This is a genomic window from Streptomyces sp. NPDC026246 (assembly GCF_055567995.1).
This window is the reverse complement of record NZ_JBVHPJ010000006.1, coordinates 270,882-289,848: the sequence shown is the minus strand read 5'-3', so window position 1 is coordinate 289,848 and position 18,967 is coordinate 270,882. Positions and strand designations below refer to the sequence as shown.

Below are 18,967 nucleotides of genomic sequence, written 5' to 3'. Positions count from 1 at the left end.
CTCACCGTGCTCGCGGGGTTCGCGCTGGTGGCCCTCGTCGCCAAGGGGGTGACCGGCTGTGACCGCCGAGAACATCGTCGGCCTGGTCGTGGCCGTCGCCCTGCTGGGCTATCTCGTCCTCGCCCTGATCTTCCCGGAGAGGTTCTAGATGAGTCCCGTCCTCGCGGGCGTCCTCCAGTTGCTGGCCCTCGTGGCCGCCCTGGCGCTCGTGTACGTCCCCGCCGGCACCTACATGGCCCGCGTCTACTCCTCGCCGAAGCACCTGCGGGTGGAGAAGTGGATCTACCGGGGCATCGGCGCCGACCCGGACACCGGGATGAGGTGGCCGGCGTATCTGCGTGCCGTCCTCGCCCTCTCGGTCGTCGGGGTCCTGTTCCTCTACCTGCTCCAGCGTCTCCAGGGTGTGCTGCCCGGCTCGCTCGGGTTCGCCTCCGTGAGCCCCGCGCAGTCGTTCAACACGGCCGTGTCGTTCGTGACGAACACCAACTGGCAGTCCTATTACGGCGAGCAGACCATGGGCCACGTGGTGCAGACCGCCGGTCTCGCCGTGCAGAACTTCCTGTCCGCCGCCGTCGGCATGGCCGTCGCGGTGGCCCTCGTGCGAGGCTTCGCCTCTCAGCGCCGACTCCCCTTCGGCGCAGGAACCCCCGTCCGCACCGCCGAACTCGGCAACTTCTGGGCCGACCTGGTGCGCGGCACCGTACGGATCCTGGTGCCGGCCGCGGCGGTCGCGGCCGTGGTGCTGGTGGCGTGCGGCGTGCTGCAGAACTTCTCCGGCGTCCACGAGGTCGGTCAGTTCATGGGCGGCTCCCGGCAGTGGAACGGCGGGGCCGTCGCCTCACAGGAGGCGATCAAGGAGCTGGGCACCAACGGCGGCGGCTACTTCAACGCCAACTCCGCGCACCCGTACGAGAACCCGACGCCGTTCACCAACCTCTTCGGGATCTTCCTCATCCTGGTGATCCCCTTCTCGATGACCCGCACGTTCGGTGTCCTGGTCGGCTCGGTGCGGCAGGGCCACGCCGTCCTCGCCACGATGTTCACCATCTGGCTGGGTTTCGTCGCCCTGATGATGTGGAGCGAGTTCACGGCTCACGGCCCCGCGCTCCGGGGCGCGGGCGGCGCCCTGGAGGGCAAGGAGGTCCGCTTCGGCGTCGGCTCCTCGTCGATCTTCGCGGTGTCGACCACCCTGACCTCGACCGGCGCGGTGGACTCCTTCCACTCGTCCTTCACCGGGCTCGGCGGCGGTCTCACGATGCTCGGCATGATGCTGGGCGAGATCGCACCCGGCGGCACGGGGTCCGGCCTCTACGGCATGCTCGTGCTGGCGGTCGTCGCGGTGTTCATCGCCGGCCTCATGGTCGGACGCACACCCGAGTACCTGGGCAAGAAGATCGGCGCGCGGGAGATGAAGCTCGCCGCCTGCTCCATCCTTGTCACCCCGGCCCTGGTGCTCGTCTTCACGGCCGCCTCCCTGGCCCTGCCGACTCCGGCCCACTCGATGCTGAACCCGGGCGCGCACGGCTTCTCCGAAGTGCTCTACGCCTTCACCTCCGCCGCGAACAACAACGGCTCGGCCTTCGCGGGCCTCGACGCGAACACCGACTGGTTCAACACCGCGACCGGACTGGCCATGCTGCTGGGCCGCTTCCTGCCCATGGTCCTCGTGCTCGCCCTGGCCGGCTCGCTGGCTATGTCCACTCCCGCTCTCGCTCCCCGTCCGGACACACCGACGGGGCACCCGGCCCCGCGAGGCCGCGTCGGCGCCGGCCTCTTCGCCCCCGGGCAGCTGATCGCGTCCCTGCCGGACGCCGTCCGCAAGCTCGACCCGCGCGTGATGGTCAAGTCGCCCGTCATGTTCGTCGTGTGGGTCGGGTCCGTGCTGACCACGCTCTCCTGTCTCGCGCACCCCGGTGACCGGTTCGGCTGGACGATCAGCGCGTGGCTGTGGCTGACGGTGGTCTTCGCCAACCTGGCCGAGGCCGTCGCGGAGGGCCGCGGCAAGGCCCAGGCCGACACCCTGCGCAAGGCCAGGACCGGCAGCGTCGCCCGCAAGCTGGACGGTACGGCCGTCCCCGGCACCGACCTGCGCATCGGCGACCTGGTCGTCTGCGAGGCCGGCGACGTGATTCCCGGCGACGGAGACATCGTCGAGGGCGTGGCCTCCGTCGACGAGTCGGCCATCACCGGCGAGTCAGCGCCGGTCATCCGCGAGTCGGGCGGCGACCGTTCGGCCGTCACCGGCGGCACGAAGGTGCTGTCCGACCGGATCGTCGTCCGCATCACGACCAGGCCGGGGGAGACCTTCATCGACCGGATGATCGGCCTCGTCGAGGGCGCGGCACGGCAGCGGACGCCCAACGAGATCGCCCTCAACATCCTGCTCGCCTCGCTGACGCTCGTCTTCCTGCTGGCCTGCGCCACCCTGCCGTTCTTCGCGGACCACGCCGGCGCCCGCCTGACACCGGTCGTGCTGGTGGCCCTGCTGGTCTGCCTGATCCCGACCACGATCGGCGCGCTGCTCTCCGCCATCGGCATCGCGGGCATGGACCGCCTGGTCCAGCGCAACGTGCTGGCCATGTCCGGCCGCGCGGTGGAGGCTGCCGGTGACGTCTCCACGCTGCTGCTCGACAAGACCGGCACCATCACCCTCGGCAACCGCCGCGCCGCAGCGTTCGAGCCGGTCGACGGTGTCAGCGAGGCCGAACTGGCCGGCGCGGCGCAGCTGTCGTCGCTGGCGGACGAGACCCCGGAAGGCCGCTCGGTGGTCGTCCTGGCCAAGGAACGGCACGGACTGCGCGAACGCGACCTCACCGGCGCCGCATGGATCCCCTTCACGGCCCAGACGCGGATGTCGGGCGTCGACACCGGCGGCCGCAAGATCCGCAAGGGCGCCACGGCCTCGGTCATGGCCTGGGTCGAGCAGCAGGGCGGAACCATCGCGGAGGACGCAGCCACGATCGCCGACCGGATCGCGCAGGCCGGCGGCACCCCGCTGCTGGTCGCGGTCGAGGACGCCGACGGCGCCCGGGTGCTCGGCGTCGTCCACCTCAAGGACGTCGTCAAGGACGGGATGCGCGAACGGTTCGGCGCACTGCGCCGCATGGGCATCAGAACCGTCATGATCACGGGCGACAACCCCCTGACCGCCCAGGCGATCGCGCGGGAGGCGGGGGTCGACGACTTCCTCGCGGAGGCCACCCCCGAGGACAAGATGGCGCTCATCAAACGGGAGCAGGCGGGCGGCAAACTGGTCGCGATGACCGGCGACGGCACCAACGACGCCCCCGCTCTGGCCCAGGCGGACGTCGGTGTCGCGATGAACACGGGCACGTCGGCCGCGAAGGAGGCCGGCAACATGGTCGACCTCGACTCCGATCCGACCAAACTCATCGAGATCGTCGAGATCGGCAAACAACTCCTCATCACACGAGGCGCCTTGACGACGTTTTCCCTAGCCAACGACGTCGCCAAGTACTTCGCGATCATCCCGGCGCTGTTCGCCCCGGTCCATCCGGGCCTCGACCGGCTGAACATCATGCAGCTGTCCTCGCCCGACTCCGCGATCCTGTCGGCCGTCGTCTTCAACGCGCTGATCATCGTCGCGCTGGTGCCGCTGTCCCTCAAGGGAGTGCGGTACCGGCCGATGAGCGCCCACCGGATGCTCCGCCGCAACCTCACCGTCTACGGCGTCGGCGGGCTGGTCGCGCCCTTCGTCGGCATCAAGCTCATCGACCTGCTCATCTCCCTCGTCCCAGGAATCGGCTGAGAGCCATGAACAACTCCGTCGTGAACACCGCCCGGTTGCTCGGCGCGGGGCTGCGCGCCCTGCTCGTACTCACCCTGGTCACCGGCGTCGTCTACCCGCTGGTCGTCACCGGCATCGCCCAGGGGCTCTTCACCCACCAGGCGAACGGCTCCGAGATCAGGGCGGACGGCTCGGTCGTGGGCTCCTCCCTCATCGGCCAGCAGGGCTACAGCCTCGACTACTTCCAGCCACGCCCGGCGAAGGGCCTGGGAGAGAACTCGCTCAACACGCAGTACGACCTGATCCTCTCCGGCGCCACGAACCTGGCAGCCGACAACAAGGAGCTCCTGGCACAGGTGCAGCAGGCCAAGGCCGAGGTGGTCGCGCACAACTCCGTGCCGGGCCACACCGTCCGGCCCTCCCAGGTCCCCGCCGACGCCGTCACCTCCTCCGGCTCCGGCCTCGACCCGGACATCTCCCCGGGCTACGCCCAACTCCAGGTCCACCGGGTCGCCCGGCGCAACGGCCTTCCGGTCACACAGGTGGAGAAACTGGTGCACGCCCACACCCGGCACCGCACCCTGGGCTTCATGGGAGAGCCCCGCGTGAACGTCCTCGAACTCAACATCGCGCTCAGGGCCTTGGCGGAGAGGAAGTGAACGCCGCCCGCACCGCAGGCGGGACCTGACGAACGCCGGCGGCCCCGGGAACCGCCCCCGGTCCGCCGGTCACCCCCACCGCGCTGCCGCAACATGCACCTCGAAGGCGCAGGGCACGATCCCGGTGGGCGTCGCCAGTCCGGCCACCTCGGTGAAGAAGGCCGCCCGCAGACGCGCGACGTCGTCCGCCCGGAGCGGACCGAGATCGTAGAGACCGGAGACGGCACCCCATACCTGCTCCACCGGACCGCTCAGATCGATGGGCACGGACTCCCAGTCCACCGGGGAGAAGCCGACCGGCCGGAGAACCGCGTCGAGTCCCTCTCGCGTACGGGTCCTCCGATCACCCAGCGCCGGTATCCGCCGGTTGCCGGGCACCTCCTCGATCACCCTCCGCAGCAGGCCGAGAAAGACCTCGAAGGCGTCGCCGCCCACGGCACCGCCTCCCACCACACACGCCAGGACGCCGGCGGGAGACAACACACGGGCCACCTCCGCCGCGACCTCCTCGACGTCCCCCATCAGCATCAGGGCGAGATGAGAGACACAGGCGTCGAACACGCCGTCGGCGAAGGGCAGGGCCTGAGCCCGTGCCTGCGCCAACTGAGCGCCCGAGAGCGCCGGCCGGCGTCGAGCCAGAGCCAGGGAGTCGGCAGAAAGGTCCACTCCCGCAAGTTGTCTGCCGTCCTCGGCGGCGAGCAACTCCAGCAGCAGTCCGTCACCGCAGCCGAGGTCCAGCACGCGTCTGCGGTCCGCCACCTGGTCGCACAGCAACTGGTAGCTGGACCGCCCGTCGGGGGCGCGGCCCCGGCCGAACGCCTCCGCGGTGACCGCCGGATGATCGGCGTGAAAGGCCCGAAGGAACGCCTCTTGTGCTGCGGCAGTGGTCATGGGCCCAACCTACGGCCAAAGCCTGGCCTTTGACCTGTGCGTCCGGGCGGAGCCATATCGGCGCCCGACGTCGGCAACCACCCCCGACGACATTCCGCGACACCGGCTCGCGAACCGGGGTCGAGCACCGGCCTACCGGCCGCGCGCCTCCAGCGTTTTCTGCCTGTCCGGACGCGTCCGAGTCCTGTGCCCCGCCCGGGTCCGGGAGGAACATCACGCAGGGGGCGCCGACTTGGGGCTGGGCCGTGATCTCGCTTGCCACGCCCCCTGCGCGCAGTGGCGTGTCGAAGGGTGCGCTCCCTGGTCACAGTGGCGGGACCGTGCCGGATTCGCGCCGGTTTCCTGTTTCCTGTCGCGGCGATGACCCCGTGATCCAACGATCCGCCGAGCCGTGACCGAACGAGCGCCCTCGTTCCCGTGCGCGCCCTGCAGGCAAGGAGTCCGATTGCCCCGCCGTGCGGGTGTTCGGCTGATGCGATGATGTGCGACGACAGGGCGACGGCGGTCCGAGGAAGCCGGTGTGAATCCGGCGCGGTCCCGCCACTGTGACCGGCGAGCGGATCCCGTGCAGGCCACTGCCTCCGTGAGGGGGCGGGAAGGCCGGGACGAGCTGCGACCCGGGAGCCAGGAGACTCACGTCGTCGCCTCCTCGAAGAGCACCGGGGCGGATCTCCCCGGAGAGAGGTGGTTCGCCATGCGCGAATCGACGGACGCCGAGGCCCTCGGCCGTGGGGTCGCCACGGGACGGGGCAGGGCCGTACCGTGCCGGATCGTCGTGTGCCGGGACTGCTGCTGCGGAAGCCCGAAGGTGACCGGCGTCGACCACGCGGAACAGACCGCGCGGCTGCGTGCCGAGGCGCCCGTGCGGGTGTCCGACTGCCTGGACGTGTGCGATCAGGCCAACGTCATCGTGGTGCAGCCCTCGTCGGCGGGCCGGGCGGCAGGGGCCCGCCCCGTGTGGCTCGGGCTGGTCAACGACCCGGCCGCCACCGAGGACATCGCGGACTGGGTGCGGGCGGGCGGCCCCGGCGTCGCTCCCCGGCCGGAGATCCTGGACCTGTACACCTTCACCCCGCAAAGTCGCCGCAAGGCTCTCTGATCGGGAGGGCCGCCGCAGGCATTCGGTCGACGACGTGATCGGCGGTGGCCCCGGTCCTCCCCGTGTCCGGGAAGTGTCACGTCGGCAGCAGAGTGGGAGCGCTCCCTTCCACTTTTTCTGGTACGGACCTTGACTGAGCGGTGTGGAGGCAGTTCCATCACACCTTGAACTAAGACGTGGAGTGCGCGGCACGGCATGAACTCGCATGACGGGACTCGGACTTGAGGAGTGGAGTGGATGAGGAATCCTGAGACGTCGGGCCGGGCACCACGCCCTGCCGTACGCAAGGCCGCCGTTCTCCTCGGCGCGCTGTCCCTGACGGTCGGCGGTCTCGGGCTGGGGCTGGCCCCGCCCGCTCAGTCCGCCCCGTCCGTCGCCCGGGTGTGGGTGACCACTCCGGACGGCACCCGCAAACTGTCCCCCGGCGGCGACGTCGCGTTCGACGCCGCCCCCCAGGCCATCGACATCCGCGTCGACGCGGCCCAGCGCGAGCAGCGTTTCACGGGTGCCGGGGCGTCGGTCACCGAGGCGTCGGCCCACCTCATCCAGCAGCTGCCCGCCTCCCAGCGCACCGCGCTGATGACGTCCCTCTTCTCCCCCCAGGGGGACGGCATCGGCCTGAACTACCTGCGCCAGCCCCTGGGAAGCACCGACTTCAACGCCGGCCCGTTCTACACCTACGAGGACACCCGCGGTCAGTTCGGCATCGGCCGTGACCAGCAGGAGATCATCCCCGTTCTGCGCCAGGCCCTCGCCGTGAACCCCGGCATCCGCTTCATGGGCAGCCCCTGGTCGCCGCCGGCCTGGATGAAGAGCGGCGGCTCCCTCAACGGCGGCAGTCTGCTCCCCGAGCGGTACCAGGACTACGCGGACTACCTGGTCCGCGCCATACGGGCGTACGCGCAGCAGGGTGTCACCCTCACCGACCTCACGGTGCAGAACGAGCCGGAGTTCGCGACCAGTTACCCCTCCACGTCGATGACCGCCACGCAACAGGCCGACTTCGTCCGTGTGCTGGACCGGACGCTGACCGCGGCCGGGCTGCCGACCAACCTGCTCGCCTACGACCACAACTGGGACCACCCGCAGTACCCGCTCACGGTGTTCGCCAACACCGCCGGGATCAGCAGGGTCATCGGAGCCGCCTTCCACTGCTACGGCGGCGACCCGGCCAACCAGTCCCAGGTCCGTCAGGCGGGCAAGCGGGTCTTCTTCACCGAGTGCTCCGGTACGGACTCCACGAACCCGTCCCAGACGTTCGCCGACACCCTGCGCTGGCACTCGGAGAACCTCGTCGTGACCAACATGCGCAACGGTGGCGAGACGGTGATCAACTGGAACCTCGCGCTCGACCAGAACGGCGGGCCGCACCAGGGTCACTGCACGAACCGGTGCAACGGCGTCGTGGAGATCAACGGCAGCACCGTCACGCGCATGGCGGAGTACTACGTCCTGGGGCACCTGTCCAAGTTCGTCGAACCGGGCGCCGTGCGCATCGGCTCCACCAGCCAGGGCGCCGGCGGAGTGCGGAACGTGGTGTTCGAGAACCCGGACGGCTCACGCGCCGCCTACGTCGTCAACACGGCTTCCTCCGCCCAGGCGTTCTCCCTCACGGACGGTGGGAAGTCGCTCTCGTACACGCTCCCCGCCGGGGCCGTCGCCACGTTCGTCTGGGAGCCGGACGGCACCACTCCTCCGCCGGCCGGCGGCATCGACCCCTCCCGCTGGTACCAGGTCGTCAACGCCAACAGCGGCAAGTGTCTGGACGCCGCCGGCGGGGGGACCGGCAACGGCACGGCCGTACAGCAGTGGACGTGTGCGAGCGGCAACACCAACCAGCAGTGGCAGTTTCAGCCCACGACGGACGGTCACGTCCGCGTGGTGAGCCGCAATGCCGGGACCATGGCGTGGGACGTCACCGGAGGCAGCGGCGCGACCGGGGACGGCGTCAAGATCCAGCTCTGGGCGTACGGAGGCGCGGCGAACCAGCAGTGGCGCCCGGTCGGCAGGAGTGACGGCGCCTGGGAGTTCACCGCCCGGCACAGTGGAAAGTGCCTCGACGTCGCGGACGTCTCCACGGCCGACGGCGCCCGCCTGCAGCAGTGGACGTGCACCCACGGCCCCGCGCAGGCATTCCGGCTCACGCCCGTGTAAAAAATTGCATCAATAGCGTCGGAACAGGGCGCAAAAGGGGCGCGTGCCGGGAATTCGCGGCGGCGGCCCAGCCAATTCCCCGTGTGCCGGGTAAATCGTGTACGGCCTCTGTCTTCAGGGGGTGGCGGCACGGCGTTGCGCGCGGGGAACGCCCGCTGCCGGGTCCCCGACCTCGTCCGCGGTGCGTGGCGACGGCGGCGTACACCGCTGAGCACGCATGTTGTTCCGCAGGACCTCCACGAGGAGCCGGCGGCGGCGCAGTTCCGCGGCGTCGGTGTGGTGCAGTCGCCGGTGGGGGTCGGATAGGAATACGGAACCGATAGTGCAGAGAGATGCACTCACGACAAACGTCCACACTGTGGCGTTCAACATAGCTTCTCCGTGACTCGTGACCAGGCGCATCGTCGAGAGTGGTTGATGCATGGGCACAACTGAACGGCCGGGGCCGTGTCACGGTCTGCCGGTGAATTTCTATCGTTCGGTTCAATAGCCCTTTGCCGTGCCTATCAGCTTTTCGCTTTCCGGCGGCCCGGACGGGGCTGCTTGGAGAAACGATTTCGCGCAACCGGCCCCGGCTTCCCGGCGCCTCGTTGACGGCGCCGTGCCCTCCGGGGGCGGCCCGTCGTTGCCCCTGCATGGAGGACGACTCGTACGCCCGCCCCGACACCCGGCTGCTCGGCGCCTACTGGCTGGACCTGTCCCGGCTCCCTCGCGACCACTGCGTCTGCCACGAGGTGGGACACCGGAGTCCCGGGCCCACCTCGCGGACCGGTGGCGTGCACACCGCAGTGGCCCTGGCCGCCTGGGCCCTGATCGTCGCCGTGATCATCCCGGCGCTTGTGAAGTAGCCGAAGGATGCGGGCGGGGCTTCCTCAGCCGCGGCGTCCGCCCAGCAGCGCGCAGACCGCGTTCTCCTGGACCGTGCGCAGCCGCTCCAGAAGGTCCGGGTTGAGCGTCTTGTTGACCTGGGTCGTGAGCGAGAACGTCAGGGACCTGCTGCCGTCCGGGGTCGCGGCGATCAGCTGGGTGTAGCCGGGGAAGTTCCCGGTGTGCCCGAGGACCACGCCGCAGCGGGTCTCGTAGCGGAAGATGGCGAGTCCCGCCTTGTTGTGACCGGGGCCCGCCGGTTCCGAGGCGCCCTCGACCCAGCGGCGCTGCTCGCGCAGGACGGCCGGTGACGTCAGGCGTCCGGGCGCGTAGGCGCGGATGAAACGCGTCATGTCCCGCGGGGTGGAGACGATCCCGCCCGAGGCCCACACACCGGACGCGCTGATGACCTCGCTGACGTCCTCGGGCGGCTCGGGCGGTTCGACGACGTACCCGTGCATGTACGGCTCGGGCAGCTCGTAGCCCTGGGGGAGGCTGGTGTCCCGCAGGTTGAGCGGCCGGTAGACGATCTCCCTCAGCAGCTCCTCGTACGGCGTGCGGGTCACGGCCTCCGCCATCAGGGCGACGGCGATGTTGTCGGAGTTGGAGTACCGGTACCGGGTCCCGGGGCGGAAGCGCAGCGGCTCGTCGGCCACGAAGTCCAGGAGGCGGCGGGAGTCGAAGGTGCGACGGGGGTCCGACACCAGCAGTTCCGCGAACTCGGGGTCCTCGGTGTAGTCGGGCAGTCCGCTGGTGTGGTTGAGCAGTTGGCGCAGGGTGACCGACCGCCAGACCCGCGGCAACTGGGGGAGGACGCGGCCGATGGTGCTGTCGAGCCGGAGCGCGCCGTCCGCCACGAGACGCAGCGCCACCGCACCGCTGAACGCCTTCGCGGTGCTGGCGATCCGCATGTGGTCGGTGGGCTCGATCGGCCGGCCGGTCTCCAGGTCGGCGACACCGGCGCGCAGGATGCGCGGGGCGCCGTCCCGCTTCAGGACGACGATCACACCAGGCGGTCCTCCGGGTGTGGTCACCAGTTCCTCGAGCTGTCGTTGCAGGGCGCCCTCGCCCGCGCCGCCGGAGCCGCCGGAGCCGGCGGCGGCGCCCGCCGTGGGGGCGAGCAGCAGACCGCCGAGGAAGGAGGCACTGAGCAGGGTGACGAGGAAGAGGCGGTGGCGGCGGGAGGGGAGTCCGGCACGGGAGCGGGCGGGTGTCCCCGGTCGGGGGACGGGCGTGAGTGGCATGAGGGTCCTGGGTGACTCGGTGGTCAGGGGCATCCTCAGCATCGGCCGCGACCGTGTCGCCGTGCTCGGCGGACGTGCTCCATCCGGGCGCACGGCACGCCCCGGGGGCGGGTGCGGTCGGTCCAGCGGGGGGGCGACGGTGTGTACCGGGGAGAGGGCCCCCTCGTACGGCGGGCCTGCGCCGCGGTGTACGAGAAGGGCCGTTGCGCCGGGTGCGGGTCAGCGCGGCTGGGTCAGCTGGGCCGCCAGGAGGTGGGAGTCCAGCAGGGCGGGGTCGGCGGTGCGGGCGGCCTTCGAGTAGCCGGCCAGCATGCGCTTGGTCAGGACGAGGGCCTGCGGTGACCGCCGGGTCAGGGGCCTGGTCCAGGCGGTGATCGTGTCGTCCAGGGAGTCGAGGGGAGCGACCTTGTGCAGGAGGCCCAGACGGTGAGCCGTGGGGGCGTCGAAGGTCTCGCAGGTGAGCATGAGTTCGCGGATGCGGGCCGCGCCCGCCTCCGTGATCAGGCGGCCCATGGCGCCGCCCCAGGCGGGGGCGAGCCCGAGGCCGAGCTCGGGCATCCGGAACTGACAGGTGTCAGCGCCGGCGCGGAGGTCGCAGTAGGCGGCGAGGGCGAGGCCGGCGCCGACGACCTTGCCGTGGAGCCGGGCGATGGTGACGGCATGGGTGTTCTCCAGGGCCTGGCACAGGCGCTGGGCCTTGTCCGCGATGCGCCGCAGCGCCGTCCCACCGGGGTCGGCGGCCAGGCTGTCCTGGTACTCCCGGCGGTCGGCCCCGAGGCAGAAGTCGCCGCCCTGGGAGGACAGTACGAGGACGCGGACGTCGGGCTGGTCGTGCAGGCCGTCGAGGACGGCGAGGAGGGCGTCCAGGACCGATGTGCTCAGGACGTCGTCCTGTGCGTCGGGGTTGAGCCGGACGTGGAGGACGGCACCGGACCGGGTGACAGCCAGGGGAGCGGGGGCGAGGGGGGCGGCGAGCGGCGACGCCGGCTCGGGGGCGGCGGCGGAGACGGCGGTGGGGGTCTGTGGCGCGTTCATGCCAGGGCTACATCCAGATTCAGCAGGCGCCTGAACGCCACCCGAGGTGCGTACGCGGGGCGGCGCACCAGGGTGAGTCTCGGCAGGCGGGCGATGGTGTGGCGGAGCAGTGTCTGTGCCTCCAGGCGGGCCAGAGGCGCTCCGAGGCAGTAGTGGATGCCCCAGCTGAAGGCCAGGTGCGAGGGGTTGCGCTGCACGTCGAACGTGTCGGGGCCGGCGAACCGCTCCGGGTCGCGGTGGGCCGCACCGACCATGAGATGGACCATCTCCCCGGCCGCCACCTCCGTCCCCTCCAGGAAGGTGTCCTCGGCGGCGACGCGGCTGATGACGTGGGTCGGAGGGTCGTGGCGCAGGGACTCCTCGACGAAGGAGGGCACGAGGTCCGGCCGGTGGGCGAGCCGCGTCCAGCGGTCGGGGTCCTCGGCCAGCCGCAGCGTCATCGTCGACAGCAGCGTCGAGGTGGTCTCCAGCGCCGCCAGCAGCACGAACAGGGCGAGGAAGTACACCGCTTCGTCGGCCTTGTCCTGGTCGGGCTCGAGCCGGTCCCAGGTGTCCGTCCAGCGCGAGACCGGGTCGTCGCCGGGACGTCTGCGCCGCTCGCGCACCAAGTCGAGGAAGTACGTACGCAGTTCGGCCATGGCGGCGTCGGAGCGGGCCAACTGGCTGGCGTTGGGCAGCAGTTCCTGGGTGAAGACCTGCTCGTGGGTCAGTTCCCGCAGGCGCGGCCAGTCCGCGCTGGGCAGGCCGAGCCAGTCGCCGATCGTGGCGACGGGCAGCTCCTCGCTGACCAGCGCCGCGAAATCCGCCTCTCCGGACCGTATTCGCTCGTGCAGGTCGTCCAGGAGCCGGTCGACGATGCCCGTCACCCGGCTGCCGATGCGGTCGATCGTGCCGCGGTCGAAGGTGCCCGCCGACCGGCGTACGCGGCTGTGTTCCGGCGGGTTGAGCGCGGGGAGGGTCCGGCTGATCTCCCGCGCCGAGGGAGCACTCCAGCGGGTGCGCGCACCTTGCTGCTCCCGCCACCGGGTGTCCGGTTCGAGCCAGTTGCCACCGCGCAGGATGCGCTCACAGGTGGCGTACCCGGTGACGAGTAAACCGCCCCAGGGCGCGGGGCTGACCGCACCGCGCGCCCTGAGCTCTTCGTAGAAGGGGAAGGGGTCGGCCTGTCCGTCGGCCGTCCTGAGACGGGAGAACAGGGAGATGGTGGCCCGACGGTCCGTGGACGGGGTCGTGACGGTTCCCACGAGAGCGGCTCCTTTCTGCCAGCCGCTATCCGTACCCGACCGTCACTTGAGCCATACAGTAACACCGTATTCTCATAGGGTTACTTGCGTCACTCGCCATTCATCCAGGCCCGGAAACGGCTGAACAGCCCGCCCTTGGGGCGGGCGGCATGGGTCGGCCGATGCGTCGCGTGCGGCTGGGGGACGCCCACGGACGAGGGGGTGTTTTGAGCCGTGGAGGGCTGTGCGTAACGGGAGTTGACGGCCTGGGGCACGGTGCGGGGGCTGTACCGGATGGGAACGGTGACCAGGGTGCGGCTCCACGGGGCCGGAACCCAGGCGAGTTCGTCGAAGGGGACGCGCATCTCGACGTCGGGCAGCCGGTTGAGCAGGGACTCCACCGCCGTAGCGGTGATCATGAACGCCGGGTCCTTGGCCGGGCAGGCGTGCGGGCCGGCGCCGAAGGCCAGATGTGCCTTGGGGCTGAGCTGCTCGCGGTGCGCGGTCAGCTTCGGGTCGTTGTTGGCCGCCGCGAACGAGATCAGCACCGGGTCGCCCGCCCGCAGGGTGCGCTCGCCCAACTCGACGTCCTGCGTGGGGTAGTGGCCGGCGTAGTTGGCGATCGGGGCGTAGTTCCACAGGGTCTTCACGACCGCGTCCTCCGCCGGGAGGCCCGTCGGCCAGTCGTCGCTCAGGTACAGCGCGACGCTCGTGCCGATCGCCGCAGCCAGGGGCGCGGTGCCGCCCGACAGCAGGGTCACGAGCTGGTGCAGCACCTCCTCGTCGCTGAGCCGGGCGGAGTGCACCATCAGCTTGGTGGTGAGGTCCTCGCCGGGCTGCCGGCGCTTCAACGCGATGAGTTCCGCGAGTGCTCCGCCCAGGATCTCGTCGGCGCCGGGCGTGCCCTGGAAGATGCCGGTGATCCCGGCGATGACGCGGTCACCGAGCTCCGGCGGGCAGCCGAACAGGTCGCCGAAGATCAGCAGCGGCAGCGGCTGGGCGTAAGCGGCCATCAACTCGGCCTGCCCGAGCGGTTCCGAGCTGAACCGGCTGATCAGGTAGTCGGCCGACTGCTGGGTCAGCCGGATCAGCCGGCCCTGGTCGACGGTGGCGAGGCTGTCCGTGACCGCCTGGCGCAGCCGCGCGTGCGCGGCGCCGTCGCTGAACAGGGCGTTGGGGCGGTAGCCCATCATGGGCAGGGCCGGGCTGTCCTCCGGGACCCGCCCCTCGTTCAGGGCGTTCCAGCGGCGGGAGTCGCGGACGAAGAGGTTCGGGTTCTGCAGGATGTACAGGCTCGCGTCGTAGCTCGTCACCAGCTCGACCTGGACACCGGGGGCGATGTCGACCGGGGCGCTGTGCCCCGACGCGCGCAGCCGGTCGTAGGTGTGCTCGGGGTCGGAGCCGAAGTCCGGGCCGTACAGCGGCACGTTGCCGGGTGCCGGGTGGCCGGCGTGCGGCCCGGTCGTCTCGAGGGGCTGTTGCATGGTGTGGCTCCTAGCCGAGTGAGGACAACAGGTGCTTCACGAGGGTGATGAGGGCCTCCATCGAGGAGTCCTGGTCGCGGACGTCGCAGTCGATGACCGGTGTGTCCGCGGAGAGGTCGAGTGCCTCGCACACCTCGGACAGCGGGAAGCGGGACCGGCCGTCGAAGGTGTTGACCCCGACGACGTAGGGCAGGCCGAAGTCCTCGACCAGGTCGAGGATGGGGAAGGTCTCCTCCAGCCGCTCCGGGTCGACCAGGACGAGCGCTCCCAGCGCTCCCCGGGACAGGCCCTCCCACATCTGCTTGAACCGCTCCTGCCCCGGCGTGCCGAAGATGTACAGCACCAGGTCGTCACTGAGCGTCAGACGGCCGAAGTCCATCGCGACGGTCGTGGTCGTCTTGTCCGGCGTCTCGGAGAGATCGTCGAAGCCCTCGCTGGCCTCGGTGATCTCCTCCTCGGTCTGCAGCGGCTCGATCTCGGAGACGCTGCCGATGTAGGTGGTCTTCCCCACCGCGAAGTGGCCCACGACCAGGACCTTCACGGAGCGGGAGACCTTGGGATCCAGATACACGCGACTTACGCTCCGGTTCGTATTCGCTCCAGGCCATGGAGCACGGCGGTGAGCAGGGCGGGGTCATGGCGCTCGGCATGTGGCACCGGATTGCGCACATGGATCAGCCCGTCCTCGGCCATCTGGGCCAGCAGGATGCGCACGATGCCCAGGGGCAGTTGCGTGTGGGCGGCGACCTCGGCGACCGACAGGTACCCGTTGGCGAGCAGGTCCATCACCACGCGCGCCTCCGGGGCGAGGGTGCGCACCGTGGCGGCGGCCGCGTCCCGCACGGAGATCATCGTGGTGTGCTCGTACTCGCTCTCCCGGGGCAGCACCCGCCCCTTCGCCATGACGAAGAAGGGGACTAACGGGGCCGTCAGCTCCAGTTCCTCGGACGGGTCCTCATGCATCGCCGACCCCTTCTCCCCACCCGGCGCGGGACGCGGCCTGCGGGGGCATCGCGTCACTCAGCCGGGCGGTGAACTCCTCGATGTCACAGTCGTGTTCGGCGGCGGCCGCGAGGAAGGCGCCCTCGCCCGCCGCGATCAGGAAGACCCAGCCGTGCTGGAACTCGATGACCGTCTGGCTCCACTCGTCGTCCCGTGCCCCGCCCGCGAAGGGCGCCGTCGCCCGGCTGTAGGCGTGGATGCCCGTCATGGCCGCCGAGATCGTGTCCGCGAGGTCCCTGTCGATCCCCCCGCTCGCACCGCGGGGCAGACCGTCCGCGCCGAGCAGCAGCGCGTGCAGGGCGCCCGGCACCGAGGCCACCACCCTGTCCAGCTGGTCGAGCACCGCCACGGACCGGTCCGGCCGCCGCTGCGCGGCCTGAAGGCCGTCGCCGGCCGCGGCCGGGTCGGCGGCGGACACCCGCGGCGGGGCGGTGAGGTTGTTGCCGAGCCGGGCCACCAGCCGGTTCATCCGGAACGACAGCTGCTCCATGTCGACGTCGGGCTCGGCGGCGGCGGCCAGATAGGCCCCCTGGCCGGCACCGATCAGGAACACCCAGCCGTGCTGGAACTCGATGACGGTCTGGATCCACTCGCGGGTCTGCGACAGGCCGGCGAAGTGCGCCGTCGCCCGGCTGAGCGACTGCATCCCGGCCATGGCCGCCGAGACCGTGCCCACGTCCCTGGCCGTCAGACCGTCCGTGGAGCCGCGCGGAATGCCGTCCGCGGAGAGCACCACGGCGTGCCGGGCCTTGGGCACGTTGGACACGATGTCCTGGACCATCCACGACAGGTCGGTCGTACTCATGCGTTGTCGGACCCTTCCGGCATGGGGGTGTCGAGGGAAGCCGCATCGCGTCCGGTCTGCGCGCCGCGCTGCAGCGCGCCCAGGCTTCCGGCGCCGCGGCGCCGGACACTTCGCCGGGCCGGCTGGTCCGCCGACGGCGAGTCACCGATGGACGCCACGCGCGGTCCGCGCTTGGGCAGGCCGTTGGCCGTGCGCGAAGGGCTGCGGGACTCCATCGGCCGGATGCTGCTCACGGGCGCTGTGTCGGGGGCCGACGGGGTCTCCTCCATGGTCCACAGCTCCTCGGGCAGCAGGACGACGGCCCGTACGCCGCCGTATCGGGACACTCCGGTGACGTCGACCTTGAAGCCGTACTGGCGGGCGATCAGGCCGATCACCGGGAAACCGAACTTCGGCTGCGTGCCCAGCTGCGACAGCCGGGGCACGTCGTCACCGGAGAGCAGCGCGGTCGCCCGCTGCCGCTCCTCGTCCCCCATGCCGACGCCGGCGTCGTCGATGATGATGCAGAGGTTCTGCTGGACCTGGCGGAACGTGACCTCGATGGGGGCGTCCGCCTGCGAGAAGCTGGCAGCGTTGTCAAGCAGTTCGGCCACCGCGAGGGCGACCGGTGCGACGGCCGAGGCCTTCAGCGCGATGCCGCTGGGCTGCATGATCTCGACCCGCTGGAAGTTGCGGATCTGGCTCTGGGCGCTGCGGACGACGTCGTAGACACTGGCCGGCTGGTTGCGGCGGCCCAGGGGCGCGCCGCACATGACCGCGATGCCCTGCGCCTTGCGGGCCATCTGGGCGTTGGCGTGGGTGATGTCCATCAGGTCGCTGAGGACCGGGTGACCGCCGTACTCGCGCTGGACCCGGTCCAGCAGCGTCGTCTGCTCGGCCGCCAGGCTCTGCAGGAAGCGCGCGGCGCCCTTGAGGACCGCCTTGGTGTTCTCCTCGGCGGTCGTCTCCGCCTCGCGGATGACGCCGTCCTGCTCGTTCTTGAGCTGGGACAATTCGCCGCGCACCCGTGCCAGTTCGATCTGGCTGTACTGCAGCTGCGCCTGCAGTTCGTCCTCGGACTCCTTCTTCCTCCTCAGTACGCCTCTGCTGCGGAGCACGAGCGCTACGACCGCGGCCAGGGATATCACCGCTATCGCAACCAGGCACCAAAGAAGCACGTCTCGAGTCATGGAAACCTTTCACGGCGCGTGGCATGCAGGCGTCGACAGGTACGCCTCGCAAGGATCCGCAACCCGTCCGGGGCAGTGCACCAGGGGAGCTCAGCGCGTTCGGGTTCGGGGCCCTGAGCATAAGTGGATCAAGGTCGCAGACGGCGGAATGCTATCACCGTCGACCGGGGCGTCTGGAAGCCGCTCCTCCGGCCTTCACACGATCAACGCCAGTATGTAACAAGGGGCGTTGAACACCGAGCGGCTCACGAGTGACGAGCCGGGGCTGTGACCGGCGCAGTTGATCTGAGGCGCCATCAGGCGCCGCCCAGGAACTGGTGCAGTGACTCGGTCAGGCAAGTCACGAACCTCTCGCGGGTGTCGTCGGGCACCAGGTCCAGGGAGAGGTACGGGTTGAGGTCCTCCAGCTCCACGAGCAGCAGCCCGCCGTCCGGAGCGCGGCAGGCGTCCACGCGCTGGATGCCGTGGTCGAGGGTGTTCCAGTCGACGAAGCGCTGGGCGAAGGCCAGGTCCGCGGCCGTGGGCTCGTAGGGTTCCAGGGCCCAGCGCCGGCCGGGGTCGGGGGCGTGCAGGGCGTACTGGAAGGTGTCGTCCACGTAGTAGAACGACACCTCGTACCGGAAGTCGACCCGCGGCTGGATGAGGACGTCGCCGCCGGTGAGAGCGTCCAGCTCCGCTCGCGGGACGAAGGCGAGCCCGATGGAGTCCGCGCCCACTTTCGGCTTGACCGCGTACAGCTCCGACTCGGGCAGCAGGTGCAGGTCCCGGATGTCGTCGACGGTGGGGATGACGGGGTGCCCCGAGCGGGTCAGGTCGAGCAGGTACTGCTTGCCGGCCATGTCCCCCCGGCCCGACAGCGGGTTGTACACACGCACGCCGCGCGCCGAGGCCCGTTCCCGGAAGGCGGCGTACTGCTCCCGGTACGCCAGCACGGGACCGCTGTTGCGCACGACGACGGCGTCGAAGGCGTCCATCAACGTGGCCGCGTCCAGCGGATGGCACAGGGCGAGGCAGAACGCGTCACGCAGCCGCGAGGTCAGGAAGATGTCCTCGTCGCAGTAGCGTCCGCGCCCCTGGGCCCGGTAGGCGAGGTCGGTGACGTACAGGATGCGGTGGCCGTCGGGCATCGGGCTACTCCTTCGCTGATGCCGTGCACCCTATGCCGCACATATCTCGCCCACGCCCGCGGCCCGGGGGGTCGGCTCACGCCCCGCGGCCCTTGCGGCCGAACTCCTCGTCCAGCACGGACAGGCGGCGCCAGTACTCGTCCTCGTCGATCTCGCCGGAGGCGAAGCGGTGGCCGAGCACGGCGATGGGCGAGTCACCGCTTACGGTGTCCTGCCGCCGCCGGGGGCCACCGCGCCAGGCGGTTCGGCGCAGCAGCGCGACGCCACCGCCGATCACCAGGGCCCAGATCAGCGGGAAGAGCAGGATCCACGGTCCGGGGCCGCCGTCCGCGACGTCCGCCAGGGTCTGCATGTCGATCATGTCGATCACTCCTCGTTCGCTCGGCACGCTGTCGGTGCCTCGCTTCCGAGAGTGCTCCCGGACGGGGTGCCGGGTCGTCGTCCGGCCGGCGGCACCCCG

At 70.7% G+C, this 18,967-nt stretch carries 17 protein-coding genes and 2 riboswitches; of the genes, 6 read left to right on the top strand and 11 right to left on the bottom strand.

What is annotated here, in order from left to right; genetic code table 11:
• Nucleotides 1-58 precede the first annotated feature (58 nt).
• Genes kdpF through ACZ4M5_RS17725 form a run of 3 tightly spaced genes read left to right on the top strand, consistent with a single transcriptional unit; the run spans nt 59 to nt 4,407 of the window.
• Nucleotides 59-148, top strand: a complete 90-nt coding sequence (gene kdpF / locus ACZ4M5_RS17735; RefSeq protein ID WP_016434100.1) for a K(+)-transporting ATPase subunit F — start codon at nt 59-61, stop codon at nt 146-148.
• A complete protein-coding gene (gene kdpB, locus ACZ4M5_RS17730; RefSeq protein WP_467737741.1) occupies nt 149-3,769 on the top strand; it encodes a potassium-transporting ATPase subunit KdpB in 3,621 nt (1,206 codons plus the stop codon).
• A 5-nt stretch (nt 3,770-3,774) separates the two neighbouring features.
• Nucleotides 3,775-4,407, top strand: a complete 633-nt coding sequence (locus ACZ4M5_RS17725; RefSeq protein WP_467737739.1) for a potassium-transporting ATPase subunit C — start codon at nt 3,775-3,777, stop codon at nt 4,405-4,407.
• Between the two features lie 69 nt (nt 4,408-4,476).
• Here the strand turns inward: ACZ4M5_RS17725 and ACZ4M5_RS17720 are convergent, their stop codons facing one another.
• A complete protein-coding gene (locus tag ACZ4M5_RS17720; RefSeq protein ID WP_467737737.1) occupies nt 4,477-5,298 on the bottom strand; it encodes a class I SAM-dependent methyltransferase in 822 nt (273 codons plus the stop codon).
• 206 nt (nt 5,299-5,504) lie between these two features.
• Nucleotides 5,505-5,682, bottom strand: a riboswitch (cobalamin riboswitch).
• Nucleotides 5,683-5,761: 79 nt separating this feature from the next.
• Nucleotides 5,762-5,953: riboswitch (cobalamin riboswitch) on the top strand.
• Nucleotides 5,954-5,992: 39 nt separating this feature from the next.
• Here ACZ4M5_RS17720 and ACZ4M5_RS17715 point away from each other — a divergent pair.
• The 3 genes from ACZ4M5_RS17715 (at nt 5,993) to ACZ4M5_RS17705 (ending at nt 9,399) form a co-directional block, all read left to right on the top strand.
• Nucleotides 5,993-6,397 carry a (2Fe-2S) ferredoxin domain-containing protein gene (locus tag ACZ4M5_RS17715; protein WP_467737735.1) on the top strand — a complete coding sequence of 135 codons (405 nt, stop codon included), beginning with the start codon at nt 5,993-5,995 and terminating at the stop codon, nt 6,395-6,397.
• A gap of 237 nt (nt 6,398-6,634) precedes the next feature.
• The gene (locus tag ACZ4M5_RS17710; RefSeq protein WP_467737733.1) at nt 6,635-8,551 is read left to right on the top strand and encodes an RICIN domain-containing protein; all 1,917 of its coding nucleotides are present in this window, start codon (nt 6,635-6,637) and stop codon (nt 8,549-8,551) included.
• A gap of 635 nt (nt 8,552-9,186) precedes the next feature.
• On the top strand, nt 9,187-9,399 hold the full coding sequence (locus tag ACZ4M5_RS17705; RefSeq protein WP_467737731.1) for a hypothetical protein: 213 nt from the start codon (nt 9,187-9,189) through the stop codon (nt 9,397-9,399).
• A 24-nt stretch (nt 9,400-9,423) separates the two neighbouring features.
• Here ACZ4M5_RS17705 and ACZ4M5_RS17700 read toward each other — a convergent pair whose 3' ends face one another.
• The 10 genes from ACZ4M5_RS17700 to ACZ4M5_RS17655 all read right to left on the bottom strand — a co-directional run bounded on the left by ACZ4M5_RS17700 (nt 9,424) and on the right by ACZ4M5_RS17655 (nt 18,859).
• On the bottom strand, nt 9,424-10,662 hold the full coding sequence (locus tag ACZ4M5_RS17700) for a serine hydrolase domain-containing protein (protein ID WP_467737729.1): 1,239 nt from the start codon (nt 10,660-10,662) through the stop codon (nt 9,424-9,426).
• Nucleotides 10,663-10,881: 219 nt separating this feature from the next.
• Nucleotides 10,882-11,697, bottom strand: a complete 816-nt coding sequence (locus tag ACZ4M5_RS17695; RefSeq protein WP_467737727.1) for an enoyl-CoA hydratase/isomerase family protein — start codon at nt 11,695-11,697, stop codon at nt 10,882-10,884.
• On the bottom strand, nt 11,694-12,941 hold the full coding sequence (locus ACZ4M5_RS17690) for a cytochrome P450 (protein WP_467737725.1): 1,248 nt from the start codon (nt 12,939-12,941) through the stop codon (nt 11,694-11,696). The genes ACZ4M5_RS17695 and ACZ4M5_RS17690 overlap by 4 nt, the downstream gene beginning before the upstream one ends.
• Before the next feature lie 89 nt (nt 12,942-13,030).
• The gene (locus tag ACZ4M5_RS17685) at nt 13,031-14,404 is read right to left on the bottom strand and encodes a cytochrome P450 family protein (protein WP_467737723.1); all 1,374 of its coding nucleotides are present in this window, start codon (nt 14,402-14,404) and stop codon (nt 13,031-13,033) included.
• A gap of 10 nt (nt 14,405-14,414) precedes the next feature.
• Complete coding sequence (locus tag ACZ4M5_RS17680; protein WP_398107313.1) at nt 14,415-14,975, bottom strand: GTP-binding protein; 561 nt, start codon at nt 14,973-14,975, stop codon at nt 14,415-14,417.
• 5 nt (nt 14,976-14,980) lie between these two features.
• A complete protein-coding gene (locus tag ACZ4M5_RS17675) occupies nt 14,981-15,367 on the bottom strand; it encodes a DUF742 domain-containing protein (protein WP_333933033.1) in 387 nt (128 codons plus the stop codon).
• Complete coding sequence (locus ACZ4M5_RS17670) at nt 15,360-16,187, bottom strand: roadblock/LC7 domain-containing protein (RefSeq protein WP_467738045.1); 828 nt, start codon at nt 16,185-16,187, stop codon at nt 15,360-15,362. The genes ACZ4M5_RS17675 and ACZ4M5_RS17670 overlap by 8 nt, the downstream gene beginning before the upstream one ends.
• Nucleotides 16,188-16,207: 20 nt before the next feature.
• Entirely contained in the window at nt 16,208-17,308 is a 1,101-nt protein-coding gene (locus ACZ4M5_RS17665; RefSeq protein ID WP_467737721.1) for an ATP-binding protein, read from the bottom strand.
• A 368-nt stretch (nt 17,309-17,676) separates the two neighbouring features.
• Nucleotides 17,677-18,507: an ATP-grasp domain-containing protein gene (locus tag ACZ4M5_RS17660; RefSeq protein WP_467737719.1), complete on the bottom strand. Its 831-nt coding sequence runs from the start codon at nt 18,505-18,507 to the stop codon at nt 17,677-17,679.
• Nucleotides 18,508-18,583: 76 nt separating this feature from the next.
• Entirely contained in the window at nt 18,584-18,859 is a 276-nt protein-coding gene (locus tag ACZ4M5_RS17655) for an SHOCT domain-containing protein (protein ID WP_467738043.1), read from the bottom strand.
• Between the last annotated feature and the right edge of the window lie 108 nt (nt 18,860-18,967).

Bases quoted from the DNA above. Each gene is read 5' to 3' on its own strand.
- kdpB (WP_467737741.1), top strand. From the start codon at position 149: ATGAGTCCCGTCCTCGCGGGCGTCCTCCAGTTGCTGGCCCTCGTGGCC.
- ACZ4M5_RS17725 (WP_467737739.1), top strand. From the start codon at position 3,775: ATGAACAACTCCGTCGTGAACACCGCCCGGTTGCTCGGCGCGGGGCTG.
- ACZ4M5_RS17720 (WP_467737737.1), bottom strand. From the start codon at position 5,298: ATGACCACTGCCGCAGCACAAGAGGCGTTCCTTCGGGCCTTTCACGCC.
- ACZ4M5_RS17715 (WP_467737735.1), top strand. From the start codon at position 5,993: ATGCGCGAATCGACGGACGCCGAGGCCCTCGGCCGTGGGGTCGCCACG.
- ACZ4M5_RS17710 (WP_467737733.1), top strand. From the start codon at position 6,635: ATGAGGAATCCTGAGACGTCGGGCCGGGCACCACGCCCTGCCGTACGC.
- ACZ4M5_RS17705 (WP_467737731.1), top strand. From the start codon at position 9,187: ATGGAGGACGACTCGTACGCCCGCCCCGACACCCGGCTGCTCGGCGCC.
- ACZ4M5_RS17700 (WP_467737729.1), bottom strand. From the start codon at position 10,662: ATGCCACTCACGCCCGTCCCCCGACCGGGGACACCCGCCCGCTCCCGT.
- ACZ4M5_RS17695 (WP_467737727.1), bottom strand. From the start codon at position 11,697: ATGAACGCGCCACAGACCCCCACCGCCGTCTCCGCCGCCGCCCCCGAG.
- ACZ4M5_RS17685 (WP_467737723.1), bottom strand. From the start codon at position 14,404: ATGCAACAGCCCCTCGAGACGACCGGGCCGCACGCCGGCCACCCGGCA.
- ACZ4M5_RS17675 (WP_333933033.1), bottom strand. From the start codon at position 15,367: ATGCATGAGGACCCGTCCGAGGAACTGGAGCTGACGGCCCCGTTAGTC.
- ACZ4M5_RS17670 (WP_467738045.1), bottom strand. From the start codon at position 16,187: ATGGTCCAGGACATCGTGTCCAACGTGCCCAAGGCCCGGCACGCCGTG.
- ACZ4M5_RS17660 (WP_467737719.1), bottom strand. From the start codon at position 18,507: ATGCCCGACGGCCACCGCATCCTGTACGTCACCGACCTCGCCTACCGG.
- ACZ4M5_RS17655 (WP_467738043.1), bottom strand. From the start codon at position 18,859: ATGCAGACCCTGGCGGACGTCGCGGACGGCGGCCCCGGACCGTGGATC.